At 70.4% G+C, this 2868-nt stretch carries 3 protein-coding genes; 1 reads left to right on the top strand and 2 read right to left on the bottom strand.

Features of this window, described 5'->3' with window-relative positions; all coding sequences use genetic code 11:
* On the bottom strand, positions 1 to 973 hold a 973-nt coding region (locus H0U68_RS06970; RefSeq protein WP_296353985.1), incomplete at its 3' end, for a M48 family metalloprotease.
* 69 nt (positions 974 to 1042) lie between these two features.
* On the opposite strand from H0U68_RS06970, the gene moaC reads away from it, so the two are divergent.
* Positions 1043 to 1534 (top strand): cyclic pyranopterin monophosphate synthase MoaC, encoded by a 492-nt coding sequence (moaC, locus tag H0U68_RS06965; RefSeq protein ID WP_296353982.1) that lies wholly within the window; start codon positions 1043 to 1045, stop codon positions 1532 to 1534.
* On the opposite strand, the gene H0U68_RS06960 is transcribed toward moaC, so the two are convergent.
* On the bottom strand, positions 1531 to 2868 hold a 1338-nt coding region (locus H0U68_RS06960; RefSeq protein ID WP_296353980.1), incomplete at its 5' end, for an O-antigen ligase family protein. The genes moaC and H0U68_RS06960 overlap by 4 nt on opposite strands.

Here is a 2868-nt window from a genome sequence, read left to right as displayed (position 1 = left end):
GCGCCGCCGCGTACAGCGCGCCGGCCTGCCGGGCCGCGCCCTGGTTGCGCGCGGCAGGCGTGTCGGCTTCGGACAGGTAGCCGCGCAGCGCATCGACACCCCCGTTGGACAGCACGCGGGCACGCGCGGCCAGCAGCGCGTGCTCGAAGGTGAAGCCGGGCGGCGCCGGGTGCTTGCTGGCCAGCTGCTGGCGCGACTGCATCTCGGCCACGCGCTCGGTGTTGAGCGGGTGGGTGCGCAGGTAGGGGAAGGAGCCGTTGTCGTTCAGGCGCTGCGCCTGCTGCAGCTTTTCGAACATGGCAACGAAGCCCTGCGGATCGAAGCCGGCCTGGGTGAGCACGCCCAGGCCGATGCGGTCGGCTTCGCGCTCCATGTCGCGCGAGAAGTTCAGCTGGTTCTGGATCGCCAGCGCCTGGCTGCCGGCCATGATGGCGTTGCCGGCCTGGGCGTTCTTGCTGGCCGCGATGGCGCCCAGGATCATGGCGCCGATCATCAGCGGCGTCTGCCGCTTCTCCTGGCTGATCAGCCGCGAGATGTGGCGCTGGGTCACGTGGCTGAGCTCGTGCGCCAGCACCGAGGCCAGCTCGTCGCGCGAGCCGGTGACGCTGACCAGCCCCAGGTGCAAGCCGAGCCAGCCGCCGGGCAGGGCGAAGGCGTTGATGGTGCGGTCCTTGCCCAGCAGCACTTGCCAGGCAAAACGCTCGTCCAGCTCCGCGGTGAGCTCGCCGCGCACGCGCGCTGCGGCCAGCAGCGTCTGCCAGATGCCCTGGACGTAGTCGACCACCACCGGGTCGTCGATGTAGTCGGGGTCGCGAAACAGCTCGCGGGCGATTTTCTCGCCCAATCGACGCTCGGCGCCGCTGGTCATGTCGCTGCTGTCGCCCAGCGTGGGCAACTGCGCCTGGGCGGGCAGCGCGAACAGCAGCGCGAGCACGCAGACCCAGGCGGCGGATCGGGAAGGCCGGTTCAGCATCGCCGTATGATGCGCGAAGACTGTCAAGCGGCTGTAACGCTGCGTGGATCAGCTCTCCCGGAGCACCCGATGAACTCCCCCCTCACCCATTTCGACGCGCAAGGCCAGGCGCACATGGTGGACGTGGCCGGCAAGCCCGCGACCCGCCGCGTTGCCGTGGCCCAGGGGCGCATTTGCATGCTGCCGGCGACATTGGCGCTGATCCAGCAAGGCAACGCGAAGAAGGGCGACGTGCTGGGGATTGCGCGCATCGCCGGCATCCAGGGCGCGAAGAAGACCAGCGAGCTGATTCCCCTGTGCCACCCGCTCGCGCTGACGCGCGTGGCGGTGGAGTTCGAGGTGGACGAGACTGGGTCATCCGTGGTGTGCACAGCAACCGCGGAAACCATTGGTCCCACGGGGGTGGAGATGGAGGCGTTGACGGCGGTGAACGTGGCGCTGCTCACGATCTACGACATGTGCAAGGCCGTGGACAGAGGCATGACGATGACCGACGTGCGGCTGCTGGAGAAGCACGGCGGCAAGTCTGGCAGCTACGTGCGCGACGGCACCGCGCCCTAACGCTGCGCTGTCACCCCATGGGCCTCGGCCCACGCCCGGTATTCCTCCGGGAACGCGATGCGGTACCGCGTCACGTACGCCTCCACCTCGGCGTCCAGGTGCAGCATCAAGGCGCTCTCGATCACTTTCTCGATCACCTTGGGCTCCGGCGAGAAGTGCACCACCTCCAGCGCCAGCTTGTGCAGTTCGTCCGCGTTCTCGCGTGTCAGCGGCGTGGTGGTGAGTTCGGCGAACACGACCTGGTCGCGGAACAGGCGCGCGTCGCGCACGTTGGACATCGGGTCGTCGCGGTAAGCGGCCCAGCGCGCGTCGGCCGGCAGGTACAGCTGCGACACGCGGCCGTATTCGAGGAAACCGTAGCCGAGCCCGGAGAGGCAGAACACACCGAGCAGCACGCGCGGCCACAACGCGCCGGCACGTTGCGGCGCGTCCTCCCCATCGTCCTGCGCATCGCGCCCCAGCCACAGCATGCCGACGGCGAAGCCCAGCGCCATCTGGAACGGCCCGTACCAGAGCGGGTATTCGACCATGCTGTGCAGGCCGATGGCCAGCGCGGCCAGCCACGCGACGCGCCGGTGCGGCGCGTGTTCGCTCCAGGGCCGCGCGCGCACGATGCCCCAGGCCAGCACGGCGCACACCACCAGTGCGATGGGCACACCGAGTTCCACCGCCAGGTGCAGCGGCAGGTCGTGCGCGTTGTCCAAAATGTCGCAAAAGCGCGGGCCGCGGTACAGGTGCCACAGGTGCGCGAAATCGAGCTCGCCCCAGCCCCATCCGGTCCACGGGCGCGCGGCAATCAGCTCCAGCACGTTGGGCCACAGCAGCGAGCGCGTGCCGCAGGCGGCCTGCGAGGACATGCGCGAGAACACGTTCAGGCTGGAGCCGCCCGCCACGCTGGCCAGCAGCGCCGGCAGCGCCAGCGATGCCGCCAGGTACATGGCCAGGCCGAACGCCACCAGCGCGGCCCAGCGGCGCCGCCGCGGCCCGGGCCACAGAGCCACGCACACCAGCACCACGCCCCATTGCAGCAGGCCGGTGCGCGACGCCGACGCCGCATTGGCCACCGCGAGCAAAGCGACGCCCGGCACCGCCAGCACGAGCCGCCCCGACCCCAGCCACAGCAGGCTGGCCAGCCCCAGCGTTGTGAGCGTGGCGAACTGGTTGCGCTGGCGCAGGTTGCCGAAGGCCTCGCCCAGTTCCGCCGCGTTGACCAGCGGCGACAGGGGCGTCGCCCAGCCGAAGTACTGCAGTAGCGCCATTGCGGCGCTGGCCAGCGCCGCAACCAGCCAGCCGATGGCGACCGCGCGTGCCGCGGCGCGCGCATCGTGCTGGCC

Source organism: Ramlibacter sp., assembly GCF_013697775.1.
In the GTDB taxonomy this organism is placed as follows: domain Bacteria; phylum Pseudomonadota; class Gammaproteobacteria; order Burkholderiales; family Burkholderiaceae_C; genus Ramlibacter.
Note: the sequence above shows the minus strand (reverse complement) of the source record. Positions and strands in the feature narration are given on the sequence as shown.

Bases quoted from the DNA above. Each gene is read 5' to 3' on its own strand.
- moaC (WP_296353982.1), top strand. From the start codon at position 1,043: ATGAACTCCCCCCTCACCCATTTCGACGCGCAAGGCCAGGCGCACATG.